Here is a 22,755-nt window from a genome sequence, read left to right as displayed (position 1 = left end):
GATAGAAAGAGTGATAAAAATGGGTTTTGTACGAAAAGTAATGGATTATTTACTAGGATACGAAGTGAAAGAAATCGTTGTAGACGAACATGGAAATACAACGGAAGAATACCCTTTAAATAGAGAAAAAACAATTCCTAAAAAGAAGGCTCCTAAGCCTAAACAAATGCAGTCAGTTCATCAAAAGCCAGTGATGAAAGCAGCGCCAAAACCTTCTGTTCCACACTCGGCCAGAACGCAAAAGCGGAATTACAGTGAAGAGCAGCAAGATGTTCATACAAAAGTAGCTTATCAATACCCAAAAGGAACGTTTCGTTTCCCTTTAATTGATGATACGAGAGAAGTAAAAAAGGCAGCAGCTCCTAAAAATGAACCAAGGCCTGTAGCAAAAAAGGCACCGGCTCCGTTTTATCAAGAGCCTGTTCGCAAGTCGGCGCTAACGCAGCCTAAGTCAGTATCTCAGCCGTTAAAAACGGTATCTGAAAAGAAAGAAGCGGTTCCGCAAGTAAGAAAACGTCCGTTTCGTCCGACTGAAATTCCTTCACCTGTCTATGGGTTTAATAAGCGGCCTTCTAATGTTGTACAAAACGGAAGTGAAGAAGTAGTAGAATATGAGCTTCCGAGTACACAGTTATCAAAAGCAGCGTTTGAAGATGAAATTTACCGACGAGCGATGAATACAGCTGTTGTAGAGCCGTTAAGAAAACCAGTTTCTAAGCCTATAGCCGAAGAAGCACCGATTCAAGAAACAGAAGAAATGATGCAACTGTCTTCTCAGCGTTTTGCTCAGTGGAAGCAATATGAGGAAAATCAAAAAGAGAAGCTATCATTTTCTGAAGAAAAGACAAGTTTTTCAGTAGCTGTAAAAGAACAGGAAGAGGTTCCAGCTTTTGAAGAATCACACGCGGTCGAACCGTTAGTGGGACAAGGAAAAAATATTGACTGGGACTTAGCGGAAGAATCGAAAGCAGCTAATGAAGCTCCAATTTCAGAGGAAATTCGCTCGTTTGAATCATCAGTTTCTCTCCAACCAGAGCTGAGCAGTGAAGCTGAAGAGATGGAAGTAGAAACGTTGAGAGGCGAAGGCGAAGCGCTTTTACAAGCAACAGAAGAAGTAGAAGCATTAAAGCCTAGAAAGAAAGAAGAAGCTCCAGCTGCTGAGAAAGAAAGTGACGTCATTCTAGAAGAGCCAACACACAGGGTTCATATGGAAGCAGAACATGAGGTGAATTCTGAAAGTTTAAATTCATCACAACCCGCAGCTGATGAATGGCAACCAGAAGCAGCCTCGGCTGTTGTTCACCAAGAGCTTGAAAATTCAGTCATAAAAGAGGAAGAGAGCAGTAAGCAGGAAAGTCAAGAGTTACAAGAACAAGTACAGCAAGAGTCAGCTGTAGAACCTCTTGTACCTGCAGAACAGCCAGGAAATGCTGAACGAGCTCGCGGTAAGCGATTAGTGCCTTTTAACGTGATGATGCTGAAAAAAGACCGCACGAAGATGGAGAACGGCTCTCGTGAAAAAAGTCAGCCGTCACAGACTTCCCACCAAAAGCAGGAGCCACAATCTCTGCAAAAAAAAACGGAAGTAAGTAGGCAAGAAGAAGTTCACGGTGAAAAAACCAAAGAAGCGGTTCCACAGGCTTCGTTAAAAGCTGAAGAACCTGTAAATGTAAAGGCTTCTTCTCCTTATACATTTCCTGGAATGAACTTGCTTAACATTCCTCCAGCTGCTATTGAAGAAGATAATCAATGGGCGGATGAGCAGCGTGAGCTTTTGGATATGACATTAAAAAACTTTAACGTTCGAGCTAAGGTCGTAAACGTCACGCAAGGTCCTACCGTGACCAGATTTGAAGTACATCCTGAACCCGGTGTGAAAGTGAACAAAATTACGAATTTAACAGATGATATTAAACTGAGCCTAGCCGCGCGGGATATCCGAATTGAAGCGCCAATTCCAGGGAAAAATACGATTGGAATTGAAGTGCCAAATCGTCAAAGTAAGCCGGTGTTAATTCGTGAAATTTTGAGGCATCCTTCTTTTAGAAAAGATAACTCTCCTTTAACGGTGGCGTTAGGGTTAGATATTTCAGGAACGCCGGTTGTGACTGACTTGAATAAAATGCCTCACGGTTTGATTGCCGGAGCGACCGGGTCTGGTAAAAGCGTGTGTATTAATACTATTATCGTTAGCTTGCTTTATAAAGCTGCGCCACACGAAGTCAAGCTTATGTTAATTGACCCTAAAATGGTTGAGCTAGCTCCTTACAACGGTATTCCGCATTTAGTCAGCCCGGTTATCACGGATGCTAAAGCAGCTACTACAGCTTTAAAATGGGCAGTAGAGGAAATGGAGCGCCGTTATGAATTGTTTGCACATGCGGGCGTACGTGACATTACAAAATACAACGAACGTGTAAAAGAACATAATGAAAAAAGCGGGGAGCTGCCATATCTAGTTATTATTATTGATGAGCTTGCCGACTTAATGATGGTATCTCCTGGGGAAGTAGAGGAAGCTATTTGCCGTATTGCACAAAAGGCAAGAGCGTGTGGCATTCACTTATTGCTTGCAACGCAGCGTCCTTCCGTAGATGTGATTACAGGCTTAATTAAAGCGAATGTGCCAACGCGTATTGCATTTTCGGTTTCTTCGCAAGTTGATTCACGTACAATTATCGACACAGGGGGAGCAGAGAAGCTACTAGGTAAAGGTGATATGCTGCTTCTTGAAAACGGCTCTTCTAAAAGCGTTCGAATTCAAGGGAACTTTGTTTCAGATGAAGAAATTGACCGCGTTGTAGATCATGTCAAAAAACAAATGAAGCCAACATACTTATTTGATCAAGAAGATTTGTTGAAAAAGCAGCAAAGCTTTGCTTCAAATGAAGAAGATGAGCTTTTCTATGAAGCATGCGAGTTTGTGCTAGATCAAGGCGGTGCATCTACTTCCAGTCTGCAAAGACGCTTCCGAATGGGCTACAATCGCGCAGCGCGCCTAATTGATATGATGGAGCAGCAAGGAATTATTTCAGAAGCAAGAGGAAGCAAGCCGAGAGATGTGCTCATTACCGAAAACGAGCTTCAGGAAATGGAAAGTCAAACAGCCACTTCTACATTTTAAGCTGTTTTTTTACATGTAGGTTAAAAAAGAGGCTATGCAAAATCAGCAGGATACAGCATTGTGTGAGCTAAGGCTCTGTCACTGTATCCGTCGCCTCTTTTTTTCCTGCTTTAAGTTCGTTTATACAGAATTTGAGTAGAGATTTTGGAAGAAATCCATCAAGAAAAAAAGGAAAAGGTTTGTCAGAACTAGTAAAATGATTTACTATATGTAAGGATAATGTGTGTGTTGCTTTTTTAGCATGTGATAGTTTGCTATCATTTCTCACCAGCAGAAACATATGAGCTGAAGGCGTTTAAAGAGGACAAACCAAAATAATTAGAGTACGAGTGAAGAGTAATGACAGAAGAAAATCATGAACTGATTAACTTTAATGAAATTCGTGAACAAAAGCAGCTTCAGTCTGATAATGCTATTTGCGACTTTTACAATCACTATTTCTTTTTTGTGAACCGCTATACGAATATACGAGAAAAAGTGCGGGCTTCACATTTATTTAAAGAGTTAGTAAACTTGCCTCATGAGGCGCCTCTGTCTGATTCCCATGAACAATTATTTTTTCAGTGGTTTGCATTTGAATATGTAACCATTCAGGGGAAAACCTTGCTGCAGCTTTTTTTAGCTGATCAGGCGAAGCAGAAAACAGAGTCGTTTTTGATTCAAGGAGCCTTTTTTTTGACGAGTGTACTAGAGCCAATTATTGTGTCTAAAGTACCTAATTCGTTTTTCTTAAAAGGATATACCCCATTGACAAATGAGCAGGTTATCATCAAAGATGTAAGAGGAAGATTTGCAAATTTAGAGGAACAACAAGTAATTTGGATTCGAAAAATAAAATCAATCGGATATGACGTGTTAATTGACTCTTTCTTTTTAGGACATAAACAACGCATTGAACAGTTAGTAACGCAATATAATGACAAAAAAAATGCAATGACATGGCGCTCGTTTTTAAAACAGCAGGCTATATACTATGTGATGAAGCCAAAATAAAAGGCCGTTTCGCAAGGGAAGAGAGTAGAAATGGAGTCATGGAGTTATGTTATAAGAAGTGATATAATGTACGAATGTTATCGTGAAATCAGCAATCAAACGACATTTATATACGTTTGTAAGAGCAATTCTAGATAACCGTCATATACTGTCTTACAGATAGACGAATGTTGGAGGTTCTTTATATGACAGTTTACCATTTTGTAGGTATTAAAGGAACAGGAATGAGTGCGCTTGCGCAAATCCTAAACGATATGGGCTTTCAAGTTCAAGGATCGGATATTGAAAAAGAAATTTTTACGCAAAAAGCACTAGAGCAGCAGGGAATTCCTGTTTTACCATTTGATAAAAATAATATTAAAGACGGCATGACTGTAATTGCAGGAAATGCTTTTCCTGATACGCATGAAGAAATTGCAGAAGCAGCTTCAAAAGAAGGAGTCAAGCTTGTACGCTATCACCGTTTCTTAGGTGACTTTATGAAACAGTATACGAGTGTAGCCGTAACAGGAGCACACGGAAAAACATCCACAACGGGTATGTTAGCGCATGTGATTCAAGGAGCTGAACCTACTTCATATTTAATTGGAGACGGTACGGGTAAAGGTGTAAAAGACAGCAAGTATTTTGCGTTTGAGGCATGTGAGTATCGCCGCCACTTCTTATCTTATACGCCAGACTATGCAATTATGACGAATATTGATTTTGATCACCCTGATTATTTTGCCAATATCGATGATGTATTCAGCGCGTTTCAAGAGATGGCACTTCAAGTCAAAAAAGGAATTATTGCCTGTGGTGACGATGAACATCTGCAGCAAATTCAAGCGAAGGTACCTGTTCTTTATTACGGATTAGGCGAAGAAAATGATTTCCAAGCACGTAATATCGTAAAAAGCACAACAGGGACAACATTTGATGTGTTCGTTCGTAATACATTCCACGCATCATTTGAAATTCCAGGGTATGGCGACCATAACATCTTAAATGCACTTTCTGTTATTGCACTTTGTCATTATGAAGAAATTGACGTTGCTGTGCTGCAAGAGCGTTTTAAAACATATCAAGGTGTAAAGCGTCGTTTCAGTGAAAAGAACGTTGGCAAACAAGTGCTAATCGATGATTATGCACACCATCCAACGGAAATTAATGCAACGATTTCAGCTGCTCGTCAAAAGTATCCAAACCGTGAAGTTGTGGCTGTTTTCCAACCGCATACTTTTACGCGTACACAAACGTTCTTAGAGGACTTTGCAGCAAGCCTACAGCACGCTGATAAAGTATATCTATGTGACATTTTTGGATCAGCTCGTGAGCATCAAGGTAAATTATCAATTGAAGATCTACGAAGCAAAATCAGCGGAGCTGAATTAATTAATGAAGAAACAATTGAATCGTTAAAAGACCATAATGAAGCTGTATTAGTATTTATGGGTGCTGGAGACATTCAAAAGTTTGAAAAACTATATCAGCAAACCGTATCATAAAAAAAAGGCACTCTCCTGAGTGCCTTTTTTTATTTCAAAACTCATTTTAAATTTTCAGGATTTAGCGCTTTTAATTCCTCAATGACAAATAGCCCGTCTTTACGAATCAACACGTCATCGAAATAAATCTCACCGCCGCCGTATTCCGGACGCTGAATCATCACCATATCCCAGTGAATATTTGACTTGTTTCCATTATATGCATCTTCGTAGCACTCGCCAGGAGTGAAGTGGAAGCTTCCGTCAATTTTTTCATCAAATAAAATGTCTTGCATTGGATGTTGAATATACGGATTTACGCCAATCGCAAATTCGCCAACAAAACGAGCGCCTTCATCCGTATCAAAAATGCCGTTGATGCGTTCTGTATCATTAGCGGTTGCTTCAACAATCTTACCGTTTTTAAATGTTAAGGATACATTCTCAAACGTAAAGCCTTGATAGTTAGAAGGAGTGTTATAAGAAATTGTTCCGTTTACAGAATCACGTACAGGAGCCGTGTATACTTCACCGTCCGGAATATTCATTTCTCCGGCACACTTCACTGCAGGAATATCTTTAATAGAGAACGTTAAGTCCGTATTCTCACCTGTTAAACGCACTTTGTCCGTACGGTTCATCAGCTCAACTAAAGCATCCATCGCTTTGCTCATTTTGCCATAGTCTAAGTTGCATACATCGAAATAAAAATCTTCAAATGCTTCTGTACTCATTTTAGCAAGTTGCGCCATTGAATCGTTTGGATAGCGAAGAACAACCCATTTTGTTTTTGGAACGCGAATTTCTCTATGTACTTTTTTACCGATCGTATTCCCTTGGATTTTCATTTTATCTGCTGGAACATCTGATTGTTCAAAAATGTTTGAACCAGAACGCAAGCCAATATAAGCATCCATTTCTTTCATCACATTTGCTTCGAAGTCTGCCATCATATTGAACTGCTCTTCTTGTGCACCGTTTAAAAGAGCTCGGTCTACCGAATGATCTTTTAGCAGTACAAACGGATAGCCACCGGCCTTGTACGCTTCATCTACAAGTGCTGTCACAAGTTCGCGCTGAAGTCCAAAGTTTTCGATTAATACTTTTTCTCCTTTTTGAAGGCGAACAGAATAATTAATTAAGTTTTTAGCTAATGTTGCAATTCTAGGGTCTTTCATAAATAGTGCCTCCTTAAAATAACAATGATTGGTGATTCACTTTCTATTGTACCCCACTGAGCTTATTTTGTTTGTTTTTATGCTTTAAAATCCTTTTTTTCTTTAGGAAGGGAAATAACTCATATATCGCGAAATAATGTAGCAATCTTCCCTTTTTATGAATAAAAGCAGAGAGAATATGGTAAAGTTAAAGAGTCTATAGGGAATAGAAGGTTTAATTGTTTATAAAATTGGGAAAGTAGTTATAACAAGAGAGATGAAAATAGGAGGTGCCTTGCACAGATGGTTATTATTCTTTACTTAAGCGCTGCTATTGTTGCCATTGCGATTTTTTACCTGGTGGTTTCCGTGTCCAAAACATTGAAATCCGTTCAGCACACATTAAATTCAGTGGCAGGTACTTTAGACGGTGTAGAAAAGCAAATGACAGGAATCACTACTGAAACAACTGCACTTTTACATAAGACTAATCTGTTAGCTGAAGATATTCAGCGTAAATCCGAAGCGCTGAACACAGTGGTGGATTCTGTTAAAGGCGTAGGTGACTCAATCCAAGACCTAAATAAGTCTATTAAAAGCGTGTCATCAAGCGTTTCAGAGAAAGTAGAAGAAAATAAAGAAACTGTTGCTCAAGTCGTTCAATGGAGCAATGTTGCATTAGACGTATGGGAACGTGTAAAATCAAGAAAACAGAAACAAACAAGCGTAGAACCCGTCGTTCCTGTTAAGGAAGAAAAAGCGGTTCAACGCTCACGTTCATTTTCATAAAAGTGAATTTTAGAGGAGGAGAAGAATATGTCAAACAAACCAAACAAATCAAACAATACTTCAAATAAAGACTTTTTATTAGGAACAGTGATCGGAGGAGTTGTAGGAGCTGCGACGGCATTATTACTTGCTCCAAAATCAGGTAAAGAGTTCCGTTCTGATTTAAATGAGCAGGCAGCTTACGTTCGTTTAAAAACGGAGCAAGCGAAAAACAGCGCTGTTGAAAAAGGACAAGGGTTTGCTCAAACGGCTAAAGAAAAAACGGCTGGTTTATCACAAACACTGTCTGAGCAATCTTCACAAGTAGTGGACAAGGTGAAAAACTTCCGTAAAGTAGATCCTGAACACGAAGCATTACCGCCAACAAGCTTAGAAGTGCTTGCTGATGAAGTTGAGTCTCAAAGCAACGAAGACGTTCAGCAGAAGCTAACAGAAGCTCAAAAAGCACTAGATGAAGTGGAAAGCACAGTGCCACGCTCATAATAAGGAATCAAAAGCGTTTATCCTATAGGGTGAACGCTTTTTTTGTATGTAAATTAAGTTGAATAACAGCAAGTAAATAATCGTTTCATTGCAGAAAAAAACTCCACCTTATAAATGAATTTAGTAGCATCATACACAAAGCTGAGCACTCTTTTTGTATGGAAACGGTCAAACCATGTAAACTTAAGAGTAAGTACAGAAAGGGTGAAAAAAATGAAAAAAATTTCAACAGTTGAAGAGTTCGAAAAAGTTGTAAAGGAAAACAATCGCTTTTTATTTTTAAAACACAGCACAACGTGTCCAATTAGTGCAGCGGGTCATGAGGCATTTTCAGCATTTGCTTCTAGTCATGAAGACATTCCTTCTTATTATCTTCATGTTCAAGATTCACGTGATGTATCTAACTATATCGCTGAGATGTATGAAGTGAAGCATGAATCACCTCAAGCGCTTCTGTTTGAAGATGGAAAAGTGAAGTGGCATGCTTCTCACTGGAACATTAACGAAGAAGAATTAGCGAAAAACGTAGCTCATTAATCGAAAAAAATATGTTAGTTAAAGGAAAATCCGAACGATCAATCGTTCGGATTTTTTTATTGGTAGAGTGAACGTAGGTTTCATATATGTAGCGGCCTCTAGCTGTTGATTGGAGGGCAAGACGAAGACTCCTGCGGGAAAAGCGGAACAGGTGAGACCCCGCAAGAGCGTAGGTGACGAGGAGGCTCACCAGTCGCCCGCGGAAAGCGAAGTCTTGCACGGAAATCAACCTCTCTGTAACAACCAATCTATAGGAGCTTATTTATCCCATTTGGTACTCTTTAGATTGGAGCGATGTAGCTATGTTTCAACCTCTTTTTTTATAAGCTGATTGCGGTTTCATCCACTTTTTCGTACAATAGATGTAGTTTAGCACATAAAAGCAGAGAAGCCCCTTACATATATCCTCCATCATCTATCATCTTATGTAGTAACCCTGCTAAACGGATTTTTTAAAATCAGTGAAAGGGTGGACGTACATGACTAATTCAGATCTTCAGCATTTGCGATCTCAAATTGACGAAGTAAATATGAAACTGTTAAAGCTTATTAATGAGCGAGGAGAGCTTGTTCAAGAAATAGGAAAGTTAAAAGGAATGCAGTCAACTAAACGGTTTGATCCTGTTCGTGAACGAGCAATGCTTGACTCGATTTTAAGCAAGAATGAAGGACCGTTTCAAACGTCGACGCTTCAACATATTTTCAAAGAGATTTTCAAAGCTCATTTAGAGCTTCAAGAAGATGATCATCGTAAAGCACTTCTTGTATCCCGTAAAAAGAAGCCGGAAAATACAATCGTTACGGTAAAAGGAGAAACAATTGGTGACGGACTTCAGCGTTTTGTAGCAGGACCTTGTTCCGTTGAAAGCTATGAGCAAGTAGCAGCCGTAGCAAAAGCCGTGAAGCAGCAGGGTGTGCGGATGCTTAGAGGCGGAGCCTACAAGCCAAGAACATCTCCTTATGATTTTCAAGGCCTTGGCTTAGAAGGACTGCAAATTTTAAAAAGAGTAGCTGACGAATATGATTTAGCCGTTATTAGTGAAATTGTCGACCCCGCTGATATTGAAACAGCTGTAGAATATGTAGATGTGATTCAAATTGGTGCTCGTAATATGCAAAATTTTGAGCTATTAAAAGAAGCTGGTGCAGTGAAGAAGCCTGTCTTATTAAAGCGAGGCTTAGCCGCTACGATTGATGAGTTTATTAATGCTGCTGAATACATTGTTTCAAAAGGAAATGATCAGCTGATTTTGTGTGAACGAGGAATTCGTACGTATGAGCGAGCAACGAGAAATACCCTGGATATTTCAGCTGTTCCTATTTTAAAGCAAGAAACTCATTTACCTGTTTTAGTCGACGTCACGCATTCAACGGGAAGACGAGATTTACTTGTTCCAACGGCTAAAGCGGCTCTTGCCATTGGTGCGGATGGAATTATGGCAGAAGTTCATCCCGATCCTGCGGTAGCACTTTCTGACTCAGCTCAGCAAATGGATATCCCGCAATTTACAGAATTTATGAAGCAGTTAAAACCTATATGTAACTTAAATTTATAAAAAAACGTAAAAATGAAAAATTCGTATACTTTTATGACAAGTTTGAGGCACTTAATGGTTTCAAGCTTGTTTGCCTTTCGTTATAATAAAGATAAGCGAAATTATCACGTATTTTGAAAACAGTCGATAACTTTTGTCAAAATAGGAAAGAATAAGTGCAAATCCAAAAAACAAGAATTTATGAAATTCTCGTGAAACTTGTCGGAAAAAGGCGGTAAATACGTTGCGATGAAGCACATAGTATCGTATAGTAGTTACAGATATTCGCTATCATTCTGTGATTGCATATGATATAAATTCGCGAGTCACTTTTTTTATTTACTTACTATACACCGTCTTTTACATTGTTACATATAAACTGGTAAAATTGTCTTTGCCACGTAATAATAAGGGCATAACAGGAATGATTTAGATGCATACAGGGTATCTAAGCTGTATGTAAGAGTGAAGGAGCTAGAAATAGCCATTCTATAAAGGAAGATGGATTTATATACGTAAATACAAGAAATGAAATAAGGATAAAATAAACGAAATGTTTTTCGATAAGGAGTGTTTGTTGTGAACGTAACAATTTATGATGTAGCAAGGGAAGCAAGCGTGTCGATGGCAACGGTTTCTCGTGTGGTAAACGGAAATCCGAATGTAAAACCATCAACTAGAAAAAAAGTATTAGAAACAATTGAAAGACTAGGCTATCGTCCGAACGCAGTAGCGCGTGGATTAGCAAGTAAAAAAACAACGACAGTAGGAGTTATCATTCCTGATATTTCAAATATTTTCTATGCAGAGTTAGCGCGTGGAATCGAAGATATTGCAACAATGTACAAGTATAATATCATCTTAAGTAACTCCGATCAAAATCAAGATAAAGAACTTCATCTTTTAAATAACATGCTTGGTAAACAAGTAGACGGAATCATCTTCATGAGTGGGAATGTAACGGAAGAACACGTAGAAGAACTAAAAAAATCACCGGTTCCAGTTGTACTTGCAGCATCAATCGAATCAACTAACCAAATCCCATCTGTAACTATTGATTATGAACAAGCAGCTTTTGATGCAGTGCAATCACTAATTGACAGCGGTCATAAAAATATTGCATTCGTTTCAGGTACGCTAGAAGAACCAATCAATCATGCGAAAAAAGTAAAAGGGTACAAGCGTGCTCTTACTGAAAGCGGATTGCCTGTACGCGATTCTTATATTGTAGAAGGAGACTACACGTACGATTCAGGTATTGAAGCAGTTGAAAAACTATTAGAAGAAGATGAAAAGCCAACTGCTATTTTCGTTGGAACGGATGAAATGGCATTAGGCGTTATTCACGGGGCACAAGATCGCGGGTTGAATGTACCAAACGATCTAGAAGTTATCGGTTTTGATAACACAAGACTTTCAACAATGGTTCGTCCTCAGTTAACATCTGTTGTACAGCCGATGTATGATATTGGTGCAGTAGCGATGCGTCTCTTAACGAAATACATGAACAAAGAAACGGTAGATAGCAGCATTGTACAGCTTCCTCACCGCATCGAGTTCAGACAATCAACAAAATAATACCTGTGAATGAATAAGAACGAATCCAAAGTTCAGACACGGGGAGATAGAATATGAAAAAAATTGATATGCTCACACCTATAGGGATACTAATTGGTATCTCTATGGTTGTGTTTGGGGTTATTTCAAGTGGAGGAATGAGCGGTTTTTTAGCTTTTATTGATGTACCATCGATTTTAATTGTATTGGGAGGCGTTTTTGGTACGCTGTGCGTGAGCTTTCCTTTAAAACAATTAAAAAATATGGGAAGAGTAGGGAAACAAGCGTTTCAATCGAAAGAAATAAACGTAGAAGAAATTGTAGGAACATTTGTACATTTATCGGAAAAAGCGCGTCGAGAAGGACTTCTATCGTTAGAAGCAGAGCTTGAACAAATCGATGATTCATTTGTGAAAAAAGGTATTTTGCTAGCCATTGATGGAGTAGAACCAGAAATGATTCGAGAGCTGCTTGAAGCTGAAATAGCTGCAGTAGAAGAAAGACATGCGAGAGGTCGAAGTATGTTTGAAAAAGCAGGCGATTATGCCCCCGCTTGGGGAATGATTGGGACGCTTGTTGGGCTAGTGCTAATGCTTAAAAGCCTTAATACCCCTTCATCGCTTGGGCCTAACATGGCAATTGCTCTTTTAACGACTTTCTACGGGGCGCTGCTTTCAAACTTGTTTTTTCAGCCAATCGCAGCTAAATTAGCTGGTAAAACAGAGCATGAGCTTTTTGTTAAAGAAGTGATTATTGAAGGTGTCATCGGCTTGCAGGCGGGTCAAAATTCTCGCTTTGTGCAAGCAAAGCTAAAAGTATTTGCCCCTGTTGAAAAACGAAAGCTGGAAGAAAAGAGAGAGCACGTTCGTGAAGCGTAGAAGAAAAAGGTATTCGGCACAGTCGCCAAAATGGATGGTAACATTTGCTGATTTGGTGACGTTAATATTAGTTTTTTTTATTTTACTATTTTCAATGTCTAGCGTTGATAATCAAAAGTTTCAGACCGTTGTCAATTCGCTTACAAGCAGTAGTTCTGTAGCTTCTGTAGAAAAGAGCCAGCAGTCTCAAAAGCTGGATAACATTTTAGCGAAAGTGCAGGACTACCTGAAGGAAAATAAGCTTCAGCACTTTATTACTGCTAAGCGAGATGAACGCGGAGTTGTGCTTATTTTACAAGAACAGGTGCTGTTTGAAACAGGACAGGCAGACATTTTGAAGAAAGGTACCCCTTTCCTGGATGAATTAGGAAGGTTATTCAGTACTATTCCAAATGATATTAAAGTAGAAGGTCATACCGATAATCGACCTATTCACACCTATCGTTATCCATCTAATTGGGAACTATCGGCAGCGCGTGCTAGCGGCGTCATACGTTATTTAACGAACCACTTTTCTCTTTCTGCTAAGCGCTTTGAAGCAATTGGATACGGAGATACAAAGCCGCTTGTTCCGAATACGTCTAATGACAATCTACAAAAAAATAGACGCGTCGAAATTATTATTTCAGATCCCGAAGCACAGTGAAAAAGGCCATACGCTTGTATAGCCTTTTTTTAAGAATGAGATGTATGAGAACGAATAGGATAAAGAGCGCGCTCAAGAGTTTGAGCGTTTTTTTCTGTTATTTCTGGTTTTCTTGGAATTGGCTGATAGATATTGAGTTCATCATCCCACTGCGTGCAAACGGGGTGAGGAGATATTTTTGTCCATTTTTCAAGCCATGACAGAGGAAGCATACCTTCTGCCTTTCGTTCAATCATTTCAAGCCAAATAAATGACCAAGCTCGAGGAACAACCCGCCAAATATCATAGCCTCCTCCGCCAACGGCAATCCATCTTCCCTGGCAGTATTCATGGGCAATTTCATGAGCAATTTTAGGAATTTCACGGTATATCTTCGTGGTGCCGCATAAATGAGTGAGCGGATCGTAATAATGAGAATCGGCTCCATTTTGTGTCAAGATAACATCTGGTTTAAAAAAAGCAGCTACCTCTTTTAAAGAGGTCTTATAAACGTCGAGCCAAGACTCATCTTCGGTATAAGCATCAACAGGCACATTAAATGAATAACCATAGCCTTCACTGTGCCCGCGTTCGTTAACGTTTCCTGTGCCTGGAAACAAGTAGCGTCCCGTTTCATGAATGGAAAGAGTACAAACGGAAGGGTCGTCATAAAATGTCCATTGCACGCCGTCACCGTGATGAGCATCTGTATCGACGTAGAGAACGCGCGCATTGTACTTTTGCTGCATATATTTAATGGCTACCGCGCTGTCATTGTAAATGCAAAAGCCAGAAGCTTTTCCTCGAAAGCCATGGTGCAATCCGCCTCCTAAATTCAGAGCATGCTTAGCTTTTCCAGTCATAACATAATCTACAGCAGTAAGGGTACCCCCAACTAAAAATGCACTGGCTTCATGCATGTTAGGAAACATAGGTGTATCTTCTGTTCCTAGGCCAAAATCCGCTGCTTTTTCAACAGAAAGCTCGCCGCTTCCTGCTAATTTTACCGCTTGAATATAGCTAGTATCATGGACAAGCTGAAGTTCTTCATCAGATGCCATTCGCGGTAATACAATATCTTGATTGCCTAAAGCGCCAAATTCCCGTAACAGTTCATATGTTAGTTGAACACGAAGCTGGTTAAACGGATGATTATTGCTGAATTTGTACGAAAGAATATCATCTGAATAAATAAATACAGCATTACTAGTCATTACGTCATCTCCGGTAATTTAGGCCATAGCACCTCATAGCCATTTTCTTTTAATGTATTTATACTAACCAATGGATTGATAGCTTGAATACGAAGCACAAGGATCTTATATCTTTCATCTATATCAGGGTAGACAAGTACGCTTAAGATGTTTGTCCTCTTTGAACTAAAGAGGGATGTAACTTCAGCGAGCACGCCAGCCTTGTTTTCTACTTTTATTTCAATTTGTGAACCAGGTTTATTAGTGCCGGTAAGCTGAATAAACGTATGTAATAGATCTCTTTCAGTCACAACGCCTACTAAACGCTTATTTTTTGTGACGGGAATACAACCGATTTGATGTTCATAAAAAATGCTTGCAATTTCTTCAACAAAATCAAGAGGGTGAGCTGTAATGACTTCTGTTTGCATAATCATCCTCACGGGTTCGGATAGAAGAGCAGATGTATAAGTATTATCTAAAATAGATGGACTTGCATCTCTTACGTCTCGATCAGAAATGATGCCAACTACATGATGAAGGTCATTAACGATGGGAATATGTCTAATCTTATGTGTATCTAAAAGTTTCATAGCTTCAGCAATCGTATGGTCGGGGGTTAAGGTAACGAGATCCGTTTTCATCATCTCTTCAACAATCATCAAACCCAGCTCCTTTTCTTAAAGGTTAGCTAATACATAAAGCGATTTCGAAAGCGCAAGCTATCAAATTCTTGCATGCTTTCTTGAGGGACTCTGCTCCCGATTCTTACCATCAAACAGTTAGCAGGATGAGAGCTAATCTCAGGGTCATCGGTGGCAAACCACGTTAGTCCGCCTCTATTCATCATCTTCTCCATGATTTTGCGGTAATCCCACACGTTTAGCCCTGTTCCTTTTAAGTCCCAATGCCAGTAGTATTCTGTCGTAATGATAATATAATCTTCCATTGCATCATCCATCATAGATACGATAAGCAAGTTTTTTCCAATAGAATAGCTACGAAACGGAGCGGCTACCTCTATAGCTCCTAATTCGATTAAATTCTCCATATTTCCTTCCGACCATCGTTCTAGAGGATCGGGATATAAAAAGGTTACATAACCAATGATTGTATGATGATGGCGAGCAATAATAATTCTACCTTCAGGCAAGTTGGCAATCTCAATCAATGCTTCTTTTTGCTGTTCAGGTGGACGAAATGCCGTTAGTTGCTCATGAAAATCAAGTTGTTGCAAGGTATGTGAGGAGACAGGTCCTTCAATAACAATCGCTCCAACAGCTGTTTTTACTTCTTTCATATTGTATGTTTGGGAATGTTTCACATGAATCACCACCTTCAAGCAGTCTTATCTGTATTATAATACAAAAAAAACTCTAGATTAAAGCGTTTTCAAAAAATTAAATAAAAGAAAAGGAGTTTTTTAAAAAAGATAGAATAGAAAATTAGAAGATTTTCTTGTTAATTCGACACGTTTATATTAAAGGTTGTCATATAACAAGGGAGACTATTATCCTAATTCCGACAAATAATTTTTATAAAATTGTGAAAAGTCTATCTTTGTTATATAATAGGTTTGTAAATTTTATACATAAGGGGGAGTTTGTGATGAAGGTGGAAGCGCTTCCTGTAATTGAAGGGGTATACAACTTACAGGACTACGATAAAACGTATCAAACCTTTGAGTGGTCACAAGTGGAGAAGGAATTTTCATGGCATGAAACAGGTAAATTAAATGCAGCTTATGAAGCAATTGATAAGCACGCAAACTCTACGCGTAAAAATAAAGTTGCGCTTTATTATCGAGATGCGCAGCGCAATGAAAAATATACATTTAAAGAAATGAAAGAATGGTCAAACAAAGCCGCAAACGTGCTAAAACAAGCAGACGTAGAGAAGGGGGATCGCGTGTTTATCTTTATGCCTCGCTCTCCGGAACTTTATTTTGCCTTGTTAGGAGCGGTGAAGCTTGGCGCTATTGTTGGACCTTTATTTGAAGCGTTCATGGAAGGTGCAGTAAAAGATCGTTTGCAAGACAGTGATGCAAAAGTGTTAATTACAACGCCTGAATTGCTGAGCCGTGTTCCGGTGAAAGATTTGCCAGCTTTAAAACACATTCTCCTTGTAGGGGAAAATGTAGAAGAAGAAGGCATTCAACTAGATTTTCTGAAGCGACTAGAAGCGGCGAATAAAGAGGTGGAAATTGAGTGGGTAGATAGAACAGATGGTATGCTGCTTCATTATACATCAGGTTCAACTGGCAAACCAAAAGGCGTGCTTCACGTTCACAACGCCATGCTTCAGCACTATCAAACTGCTAAGTGGGTGCTCGACTTAAAAGATGACGATGTGTATTGGTGTACAGCAGATCCCGGTTGGGTAACGGGGACTTCCTATGGGATTTTTGGTCCTTGGCTTGCTGGAGCAACGAATGTGATTGTAGGAGGACGATTTAGTCCAGATGCATGGTATCAAGCACTTGAAGATTTTGGCGTAACGGTTTGGTACAGTGCACCTACAGCATTTCGTATGCTAATGGGTGCTGGTGATGACTTAGTTAAACGCTATGATTTAAGCAATCTCAGACATGTATTAAGTGTGGGAGAACCGTTAAATCCTGAAGTGGTACGCTGGGGAATGAAGGTGTTCCAAAAACGTATTCACGATACGTGGTGGATGACTGAAACTGGTGGTCAGACGATTTGTAATTATCCGTCTATGAAAATTAAGCCAGGATCTATGGGGAAACCAATTCCAGGTGTACAAGCAGCAATCGTTGACGATCAAGGACAAGAGCTTCCACCTTATCGAATGGGTAATTTAGCAATTAAAAAAGGCTGGCCATCTATGATGCATACGATTTGGAACAACAAAGAAAAGTATGAGTCCTATTTTATGCCAGGTGATTGGTACGTATCAGGTGATTCGGCGTATATGGATGAAGACGGTTATTTTTGGTTCCAAGGCCGAATCGATGATGTTATTATGACGGCAGGAGAACGCGTGGGTCCATTTGAAGTAGAAAGTAAGCTTGTTGAACACCCTGCTGTAGCAGAAGCGGGTGTTATTGGTAAGCCTGATCCTGTTCGCGGGGAAATTATTAAAGCATTTATCGCACTTAGAGATGGGTATGAATCTTCAGATGAACTGATTGAAGATATTCGTCAATTTGTGAAAAAAGGGTTAGCTGCTCATGCAGCTCCGCGTGAAATCGAGTTTAAAGATAAGCTACCTAAAACACGAAGCGGTAAAATTATGCGTCGCGTTTTAAAAGCGTGGGAATTAGATTTGCCAACGGGCGATTTGTCGACTATGGAAGACTAAGGAGTAAACGTTTCAATCTTTGTAGGGAAAATAAGTGATTTTTATAAAGTTCAAACAGCCAGCTGTTTGAACTTTTTTTTGGACTTGAATTTTAAAATGAAATCATTCATAATTGTGGGGTGTAAACTTTTAAATAAAATAAACTGCAGTGATAGGAAGAAGTAATACTTGTCTCCCTGTTTAAGAGAGCTGATGGTTGCTGAAAATCAGTACATAGACAAATATGAAATACGTCCTTGAGCATCTTTTGTGAACTTACAGTAGCAAAAGACGGGTAGACCGTTACATCATTTAAGTGGGAAATAATTCATTTCCAAATAGGGTGGTACCGCGATATTTTCGTCCCTTCTTTTTTAAGAAGGGGCGTTTTTTATGTTGTTCAACAAATTGTAACGAGCAATTAGATAAAGGAGAGAATATATAACATGGATATTTTACAAGATCTTGAGTTTCGAGGGCTCATTAACCAACAAACGGATGAAAAAGGTTTAAGTGAACTTTTGAGTAAAGAGTCTGTTCGTTTATACTGCGGGTTCGACCCGACAGCCGACAGCCTTCACATCGGGCACATGCTTCCTGTTTTAATTTTGCGTCGCTTTCAACAAGCTGGACACCAACCAATTGCATTAGTTGGTGGAGGTACGGGTCTTATTGGAGATCCAAGCGGTAAAAAAGCAGAGCGTACGTTAAACGAAAAAGAAACGGTTGCGCTGTTTAGTGAGCGTATTAAAGGTCAGCTTTCACGCTTCTTAGATTTCGAAGAAGGTGAAAATGCAGCAGTTATTGCGAATAACTATGACTGGATTGGCAAGTTAGATGTTATTACATTCCTACGAGATATCGGTAAAAACTTTGGTATTAACTATATGATGGCAAAGGATTCTGTTCAATCTCGTATCGAATCAGGCATTTCATTTACGGAATTTAGCTACATGATTTTACAGTCATACGATTTCTTGAATTTATACCAAACATATAACTGTAAGCTTCAAATTGGCGGCAGCGACCAATGGGGAAATATTACGGCTGGCTTAGAATTAATTCGTAAATCAGAAGAAGATGCCAAAGCATTTGGATTAACAGTTCCGCTTGTAACAAAAGCAGACGGCACGAAGTTCGGTAAAACAGAGGGCGGAGCAATTTGGTTAGACGCTGAAAAAACAAGTCCGTACGAATTCTACCAATTCTGGATTAATACAGATGATCGCGATGTTATAAAGTATTTAAAATACTTTACATTCTTATCGCACGAAGAAATTAATGAATTAGAAGCGTCTGCAAAAGAAGCTCCTGAAAAACGCGAAGCACAAAAAGCACTAGCGGCAGCTATGACTACGCTTGTACACGGTGAAGAAGCTCTTTCGCAAGCCATTCGTATTTCACAAGCCTTATTTAGTGGAACCATTTCAGAGTTAACAGCAGAAGAAATTAAGCAAGGATTCAAGGACGTTCCTTCTTACACGCATACAGGTGAAGATATTGGTTTAATTGATTTACTTGTAGAAAGCAAAATTTCTCCTTCTAAACGTCAAGCACGTGAAGATATTTCAAACGGTGCAATTTACTTAAATGGTGAGCGCGAGCAAGATTTACAAAAAACAGTAGGTGCAGACGACCGTATTGAAGGTCAATTCACAGTGATTCGTCGAGGTAAGAAAAAATATACGCTTATTCAATACGCATAAAAAAAGGCCGAAAGGCCTTTTTTTATATATAGACAGTAAAAAAGCCGCTCCATAAGGAACGGCTTTTTACTATTAACGAGAGTAGAACTCTACGATTAGTGCTTCGTTGATTTCAGCAGATAATTCAGAACGCTCAGGTAAGCGAGTGAATGTACCTTCTAATTTCTCAGCGTCTACTGTTAAGTAGTCTGGTACGAAGTTGTTAACTTCAAGCGCTTCTTTCACGATTGAAAGGTTGCGTGATTTTTCGCGAACACCGATCACTTGACCAGGTTGTACACGGTAAGATGGGATGTCAACGCGTTTACCATCAACTAAAACGTGACCGTGGTTAACTAATTGACGAGCTTGACGACGAGTGCGTGCAAGACCCATACGGTATACTAAGTTATCAAGACGAGCTTCTAAAAGAATCATGAAGTTCTCACCGTGCTTACCAGTTAATTTACCAGCAGCAACGAATAAGTTACGGAATTGACGCTCAGTTACACCATACATGTGGCGTAATTTTTGCTTTTCTTGTAATTGTAAACCGTACTCAGAAATTTTCTTACGTTGACCTGGGCCGTGTGGACCTGGAGCGTAAGGGCGTTTTTCTAATTCTTTACCTGTACCACTTAGAGAAAGACCTAAGCGACGAGAGATTTTCCAACTTGGACCTGTATAACGAGCCATGATGACTCCTCCTTGTTTGTGTTTTTATTTTATGCAAAACAAAAACAGACACATTCTAGCGATATGCTCATTTTGTTTTCATGTACCATCGCTCTAGCAGCAGAGAGTTACACGATACACCATCTTGTTAAAAGGATTGCTACTTCTGTAAAACAATCTTTTAATGAGGAACAAAATGAAAAAACATAAAGAAGATTGTATAAGCTGCAATATTTCACACAACGAGTATTATAGGTGTTTCCTCGTATAAAGTCAAGGAAGATTGAAGATTAAAAGAATGTAAAAGAAAGGATATATTCATTTGAAATATAAAGGGAGAAGAAAGAACATAAGAAAAAGGTAGCGATAGGCTAATCAAACGTTTGTTTAATAAGCAAAAACCGCTGATTTGCAGCGGTTTTTTTTGCTTATTCATATTTAAAGAAAAGAAGTAAGTTCTTTTATGAATTCTTCAAGATACTGTTGATCGATTTCATCAAAGCGATTTTTGATTGGACTGTCAATATCAAGAACACCTAAAAGCTGACCGTCTTTTACAATTGGTACAACGATTTCAGATTGAGAAGCGGCATCACATGCAATGTGGCCAGGGAAGGCGTGAACATCTTCGATTCGCTCTGTTTTTTGATTTTGAGCTGCTGTACCGCATACGCCTTTTCCAAGTGGAATACGAACGCAAGCCGGCAGTCCCTGGAAAGGTCCAAGCACTAACTCTCCGTCTTCCATTAAATAAAAACCTACCCAGTTTACTTCATTTAAAAATTGATTTAGCAAAGCTGAAGCATTTGCTAGATTAGCAATCGTATTGCTTTCTCCTTCTAATAAGGCGCGTAATTGCTTAATTACTAATTCATAATCCTTTTGTTTTGAGCCGCTGTAGTTTTCGACATTAAACAATGTATTCTCCTCCATTCAACATAAGATTTAATGAATTTTTATCAGGAAACGTCAGTTTTAACGCTACTTTGTCGATAAAAGATTACAGGAACTAAAAAGCCTATCACGAATTATGTAGAGAGGCTACTAAAATCCTTTTTAAATACTGTAACGATTTCTACACAATTTTGCAATCATATGTGTTTTGTAAAAATAAATCGAAATGAGGTGTAGATAGATGGCTGTACAGTCAAAAACGAAAGAGAAAATTATTGATGCGGCCGTTTCTCTTTTTAACGTAAAAGGTTTTGATGGTACGTCGGTGCGCGAGATTGCAGGAAAAGCGAAAGTGAACGTAGCGAATATTTCATATTATTTTCATAGCAAAGAAGGATTGCTTGAAAGTTTAGTGATTTCTTATTTTGAAGGTTATATTGGGGTGTTGGAGCAAGCATTCCAAGAAATGAAAAAGCTGTCTTCAACAGAAAGTATGATCGTAATGATTCGAGCTATCTTACATTACCAGCACGAAAATAGGCATATTGCCCGGCTCGTATATAGAGAAATCTCTCTTGACACGATTTTAATTCGAGAAGTTATGACTACGTATTTAACCAAGGAAAAATACTACTTAAAAACAATCCTTGAAAGAGGGATGAAAGAAAAGGAGTTTCGAAAGCTGCACGTTTCCTTTACAATCATTGAGCTTAAGGGCATGCTGTCTATGCCTTATCTTCATCCTCAGTACCTAAGTGAAGTTCTTCATATATTGCCTCACGAACCGTATTTTGTTCAGCAATATGCGATTGAGCTTGAGCGATGGGTGCACACAACGGTATGTTTGCCATATGAACGGACAAACAAACTTCGCGTTCAATTATCTTAAATGAAGCTCTCTATAGCCTTGGCCTAAATCCTTCGCACAGTGGGCGTCTGACCCATATACGAGAGGGATTTTTTTCTGTTGGGCTGCTTTTACGACAAAGGGAGCTGGATACGCTTCCTTGCACAAAGGCTTAAACAATCCTGCACCATTATAATCCAAAGCCAGATCTTTCATTTTTATTTCATCGAGTATTGATAAAATAATAGGGGAAAGTGTGTCTTCATATGGAAATTGAGCTTGAAATTTATGTATGAGTGTCATATGACCAATGCGCTTAGGCTTATAAACGCCTAAATTGGCCTGTACAGAGCGTAATACCGTGTTGTAATACTTATCATATACTTTGCTTACGCTGCCAAACTTCTGTACAATATGTGCAAATACGTCAGCGCTAAAATCTAGGCAGTCATATCCTTCTTCATGTTTTAAGAAATGGACAGAAAGGATGCTGTCATCGAGACAAGGACCATACTCGTTTAAGAAATCTGTTGTTTCTTGTTCAAATCCTTCAATAAAGTCAACTTCCAATCCGACATTGATACGAATATCGCGCTCAAATTCTTTTTTAACTTGCTGTACGTTTTGAATGTAGCGATCAAGTTTGTCAGGATCCATTCCGCTGTCGCGATCAGGCGTCGGATCACTGAAGCTTTTTGGTAATGGAGCATGCTCTGTAAACGAAATCTCGCCAAAGTTCAGGGAAATCGCCTGTTCAACATATTGTTGCAATGAATCAGGTGAACCGTGTGGGCAAAATGGAGTATGAATATGTTTGTCAACTTTCATAAAAAATGCCTCCTTTTTTCTTCTTTTTCCATTGTAACGACACAAAGTGACTCCATGCCAATATTTTGTATAAAAAAATTTAATTTTTTGCTCAAAAGTTGGACTTTACATGGTATCATAAAAACATTGACGCAAAAAAATTTAAAGGATTAAATTCACCCTTTTTATAAATAAGAAACTTGTCAT

Annotated in this window: 20 protein-coding genes and 1 other annotated feature; of the genes, 13 read left to right on the top strand and 7 right to left on the bottom strand. The window is 39.0% G+C overall.

Going from position 1 to position 22,755, the window contains the following annotated elements:
- Positions 1-19 precede the first annotated feature (19 nt).
- The 3 genes from ACO1DI_RS08795 (at position 20) to murC (ending at position 5,604) form a co-directional block, all read left to right on the top strand.
- Positions 20-3,124 carry a DNA translocase FtsK gene (locus ACO1DI_RS08795; protein WP_182420498.1) on the top strand — a complete coding sequence of 1,035 codons (3,105 nt, stop codon included), beginning with the start codon at positions 20-22 and terminating at the stop codon, positions 3,122-3,124.
- A 339-nt stretch (positions 3,125-3,463) separates the two neighbouring features.
- Positions 3,464-4,117 carry a nicotinate phosphoribosyltransferase gene (locus tag ACO1DI_RS08790; RefSeq protein WP_182420497.1) on the top strand — a complete coding sequence of 218 codons (654 nt, stop codon included), beginning with the start codon at positions 3,464-3,466 and terminating at the stop codon, positions 4,115-4,117.
- A 185-nt stretch (positions 4,118-4,302) separates the two neighbouring features.
- Positions 4,303-5,604: a UDP-N-acetylmuramate--L-alanine ligase gene (gene murC, locus ACO1DI_RS08785; RefSeq protein WP_013059499.1), complete on the top strand. Its 1,302-nt coding sequence runs from the start codon at positions 4,303-4,305 to the stop codon at positions 5,602-5,604.
- A gap of 41 nt (positions 5,605-5,645) precedes the next feature.
- Here the strand turns inward: murC and ACO1DI_RS08780 are convergent, their stop codons facing one another.
- Positions 5,646-6,761 (bottom strand): aminopeptidase, encoded by a 1,116-nt coding sequence (locus tag ACO1DI_RS08780; RefSeq protein ID WP_014457997.1) that lies wholly within the window; start codon positions 6,759-6,761, stop codon positions 5,646-5,648.
- A gap of 282 nt (positions 6,762-7,043) precedes the next feature.
- On the opposite strand from ACO1DI_RS08780, the gene ACO1DI_RS08775 reads away from it, so the two are divergent.
- The 7 genes from ACO1DI_RS08775 (at position 7,044) to motS (ending at position 13,165) form a co-directional block, all read left to right on the top strand.
- Entirely contained in the window at positions 7,044-7,529 is a 486-nt protein-coding gene (locus tag ACO1DI_RS08775; RefSeq protein ID WP_014457998.1) for a DUF948 domain-containing protein, read from the top strand.
- 27 nt (positions 7,530-7,556) lie between these two features.
- Positions 7,557-8,012 (top strand): YtxH domain-containing protein, encoded by a 456-nt coding sequence (locus tag ACO1DI_RS08770; protein WP_014457999.1) that lies wholly within the window; start codon positions 7,557-7,559, stop codon positions 8,010-8,012.
- A gap of 213 nt (positions 8,013-8,225) precedes the next feature.
- Positions 8,226-8,549: a bacillithiol system redox-active protein YtxJ gene (gene ytxJ / locus ACO1DI_RS08765; protein WP_423145202.1), complete on the top strand. Its 324-nt coding sequence runs from the start codon at positions 8,226-8,228 to the stop codon at positions 8,547-8,549.
- Between the two features lie 479 nt (positions 8,550-9,028).
- A complete protein-coding gene (locus ACO1DI_RS08760; protein WP_014458001.1) occupies positions 9,029-10,105 on the top strand; it encodes a bifunctional 3-deoxy-7-phosphoheptulonate synthase/chorismate mutase in 1,077 nt (358 codons plus the stop codon).
- A 558-nt stretch (positions 10,106-10,663) separates the two neighbouring features.
- Positions 10,664-11,662 (top strand): catabolite control protein A, encoded by a 999-nt coding sequence (ccpA, locus tag ACO1DI_RS08755; RefSeq protein ID WP_013059493.1) that lies wholly within the window; start codon positions 10,664-10,666, stop codon positions 11,660-11,662.
- A 53-nt stretch (positions 11,663-11,715) separates the two neighbouring features.
- Positions 11,716-12,519, top strand: coding sequence for a flagellar motor protein MotP (gene motP / locus ACO1DI_RS08750; protein WP_014458004.1), 804 nt, complete (start codon positions 11,716-11,718; stop codon positions 12,517-12,519).
- Positions 12,509-13,165, top strand: a complete 657-nt coding sequence (gene motS / locus ACO1DI_RS08745; protein WP_182420493.1) for a flagellar motor protein MotS — start codon at positions 12,509-12,511, stop codon at positions 13,163-13,165. Before motP ends, motS begins: the two co-directional genes overlap by 11 nt.
- Before the next feature lie 29 nt (positions 13,166-13,194).
- Here the strand turns inward: motS and ACO1DI_RS08740 are convergent, their stop codons facing one another.
- The 3 genes from ACO1DI_RS08740 to ACO1DI_RS08730 are packed head-to-tail and all read right to left on the bottom strand — an operon-like array spanning position 13,195 to position 15,661.
- Positions 13,195-14,358, bottom strand: coding sequence for an acetoin utilization protein AcuC (locus ACO1DI_RS08740; RefSeq protein ID WP_014458006.1), 1,164 nt, complete (start codon positions 14,356-14,358; stop codon positions 13,195-13,197).
- Positions 14,358-14,999 carry an acetoin utilization AcuB family protein gene (locus ACO1DI_RS08735; protein WP_182420492.1) on the bottom strand — a complete coding sequence of 214 codons (642 nt, stop codon included), beginning with the start codon at positions 14,997-14,999 and terminating at the stop codon, positions 14,358-14,360. The genes ACO1DI_RS08740 and ACO1DI_RS08735 overlap by 1 nt, the downstream gene beginning before the upstream one ends.
- Positions 15,000-15,028: 29 nt before the next feature.
- Positions 15,029-15,661: a GNAT family N-acetyltransferase gene (locus tag ACO1DI_RS08730; RefSeq protein ID WP_014458008.1), complete on the bottom strand. Its 633-nt coding sequence runs from the start codon at positions 15,659-15,661 to the stop codon at positions 15,029-15,031.
- Positions 15,662-15,945: 284 nt separating this feature from the next.
- Here ACO1DI_RS08730 and acsA point away from each other — a divergent pair, with 284 nt between their 5' ends.
- Positions 15,946-17,661: an acetate--CoA ligase gene (acsA, locus tag ACO1DI_RS08725; protein WP_042991850.1), complete on the top strand. Its 1,716-nt coding sequence runs from the start codon at positions 15,946-15,948 to the stop codon at positions 17,659-17,661.
- Positions 17,662-17,800: 139 nt separating this feature from the next.
- Positions 17,801-18,011, top strand: a binding site (T-box leader).
- Between the two features lie 75 nt (positions 18,012-18,086).
- Entirely contained in the window at positions 18,087-19,346 is a 1,260-nt protein-coding gene (gene tyrS / locus ACO1DI_RS08720; RefSeq protein WP_014458010.1) for a tyrosine--tRNA ligase, read from the top strand.
- Positions 19,347-19,418: 72 nt separating this feature from the next.
- On the opposite strand, the gene rpsD is transcribed toward tyrS, so the two are convergent.
- Entirely contained in the window at positions 19,419-20,021 is a 603-nt protein-coding gene (rpsD, locus tag ACO1DI_RS08715; RefSeq protein WP_013059485.1) for a 30S ribosomal protein S4, read from the bottom strand.
- Positions 20,022-20,438: 417 nt separating this feature from the next.
- A complete protein-coding gene (locus ACO1DI_RS08710) occupies positions 20,439-20,918 on the bottom strand; it encodes a GAF domain-containing protein (protein WP_423145201.1) in 480 nt (159 codons plus the stop codon).
- Positions 20,919-21,135: 217 nt separating this feature from the next.
- On the opposite strand from ACO1DI_RS08710, the gene refZ reads away from it, so the two are divergent.
- Positions 21,136-21,783, top strand: a complete 648-nt coding sequence (gene refZ / locus ACO1DI_RS08705) for a forespore capture DNA-binding protein RefZ (protein WP_014458012.1) — start codon at positions 21,136-21,138, stop codon at positions 21,781-21,783.
- Here refZ and hisJ read toward each other — a convergent pair.
- Complete coding sequence (hisJ, locus tag ACO1DI_RS08700; RefSeq protein WP_014458013.1) at positions 21,775-22,569, bottom strand: histidinol-phosphatase HisJ; 795 nt, start codon at positions 22,567-22,569, stop codon at positions 21,775-21,777. The two genes, refZ and hisJ, sit on opposite strands and share 9 nt — an antisense overlap.
- Positions 22,570-22,755: the final 186 nt, after the last annotated feature.

The sequence above is a fragment of the Priestia sp. 40 genome, from assembly GCF_049368575.1.
In the GTDB taxonomy this organism is placed as follows: domain Bacteria; phylum Bacillota; class Bacilli; order Bacillales; family Bacillaceae_H; genus Priestia; species Priestia zanthoxyli.
Note: the sequence above shows the minus strand (reverse complement) of the source record. Positions and strands in the feature narration are given on the sequence as shown.